The organism is Pseudonocardia sp. EV170527-09 (genome assembly GCF_008369905.1).
Taxonomy (GTDB): domain Bacteria; phylum Actinomycetota; class Actinomycetes; order Mycobacteriales; family Pseudonocardiaceae; genus Pseudonocardia.
The window spans coordinates 1-240 of sequence record NZ_VRMC01000634.1 but is presented as its reverse complement, the minus strand read 5'-3'; the positions used below and the strand labels follow the sequence as shown (position 1 = coordinate 240).

Below are 240 nucleotides of genomic sequence, written 5' to 3'. Positions count from 1 at the left end.
CTGGAACCTTGTTATGTAAGTAACCAAGTCAACTCCGCTGGCCAGCAAGTTCTCCTGAACTTTATCTTTGCTGTCCTCCAGCACATCAGCCATGTACTGAGCCACTTTCTTGACCACACCTTCTACAAATGCATCCAGTTTAGCCAGTTCATCCGACAAGCCACCCAAGACCTCCAACGTGCCAACCTTTAGGTCAGGAATGTTGAACTTGGAAGAGACGGCAAGATTATTGTTCTTGGT

The 240-nt window shown here is 47.1% G+C and carries 1 protein-coding gene; it reads right to left on the bottom strand.

All coding sequences use genetic code 11. The features are described from left to right. Positions 1-240, bottom strand: a 240-nt coding sequence (locus tag FVA95_RS30350) for a hypothetical protein (protein ID WP_149667009.1), incomplete at both ends; no start/stop codon positions are given.